The sequence below is a fragment of the Halobacillus sp. BBL2006 genome, assembly GCF_000786645.1.
In the GTDB taxonomy this organism is placed as follows: Bacteria; Bacillota; Bacilli; order Bacillales; family Halobacillaceae; genus Halobacillus.
The window spans coordinates 1-1,281 of the sequence record NZ_JRNX01000901.1 but is presented as its reverse complement, the minus strand read 5'-3'; the positions used below and the strand labels follow the sequence as shown (position 1 = coordinate 1,281).

The 1,281-nt window shown below is 43.3% G+C and carries 2 protein-coding genes; both read left to right on the top strand.

What is annotated here, in order from left to right:
- A partial coding sequence (locus LD39_RS20940) for a methionine gamma-lyase family protein (RefSeq protein WP_035553438.1) occupies positions 1 to 866 on the top strand: 866 nt, incomplete at its 5' end.
- Between the two features lie 184 nt (positions 867 to 1,050).
- On the top strand, positions 1,051 to 1,281 hold a 231-nt coding region (locus LD39_RS20935), incomplete at its 3' end, for a MerR family transcriptional regulator (protein WP_035553435.1).

Sequence of the window (1,281 nt, the reverse complement as noted above, 5' to 3'; positions counted from 1 at the left end):
ATAGTTCTGTTCCCCTGACAAACGAAGGTGCTTTTGATGTTGGACAAATTAAACAGTCGATCACTTCAGCTACCAAAGTAGTAGCGATTCAAAGATCAAAGGGGTATGATGACCGCCCGTCTTTTACTATAGAAAAGATTAAGCGTATCATAATGGAAGTGCGTGAAGTGAAAGAGGATGTCATTATTTTCGTAGATAACTGTTACGGAGAATTTGTCGAGACGAAGGAACCGCTTGAAGCAGGGGCCGATCTCATTGCAGGCTCTCTGATAAAAAATCCCGGAGGCGGGATTGCTAGAATTGGTGGATACATAGCGGGTCGTAAGGATCTGATTGAATTGTGCAGTTATCGCCTTACCGCTCCTGGATTAGGCAAGGAAACGGGAGCGAGTTTAAATAGTCTGCAAGAAATGTATCAGGGGATCTTTTTAGCCCCTCACGTCGTTGGTGAAGCGTTGAAAGGTGCTATATTTACAGCTAAGTTTCTAGATTTGCTTGGCTTCAATACCAATCCATCCTTTGATGCAAAACGGACAGACTTGATTCAATCCGTCAATTTTGAAACCTCTGATCAGATGATCCGTTTTTGTCAGGCGATACAGCAAGCATCACCTGTCAATTCTCATGTCCTCCCTCACGCCAGCCCTATGCCTGGATATGAGGATGACGTGATTATGGCAGCGGGAACGTTTATTCAGGGTGCGAGTCTTGAATTGACAGCTGATGGGCCGATCCGTCCTCCGTACACGGCTTTTGTGCAAGGGGGACTGACTTATGCCCATGTAAAAATTGCTGTCACTCAGGCGGTAGAAAGTTTGATTGATGAAGGAATTTTTACGTTGGATCTGAGATTATCTAACAATTGATTTTAAAGTCGGTGTTGTCTTAAAAGTATGAATATGAATCGGTGACAAGCAAGCCGTGAAAAGCACACTGAAACAGTGATTTTTCATGGCTTCTTTTTTTATGTGAACATTTCTCACATATGTTGACATATCCCTTGGCTGTCGTATAATTAAAGTATCATTCTTATGGGGAGGTGGCACATCGATGAGTGATGAAATTCGTCGTTCTATGCCGTTATTCCCGATGGGGATTGTTCAATCTTTGACGGACCTTACTGCTCGGCAGATTCGTTACTATGAACAGCACCAGCTGATTCATCCTGCACGGTCAGAAGGCAACCGCCGTTTATTCTCGTTCAATGATGTCGACCGATTGTTAGAAATTAAAGATCTCATTGACCAAGGTGTAAATATGGCGGGGATTAAGAAGGTTCTT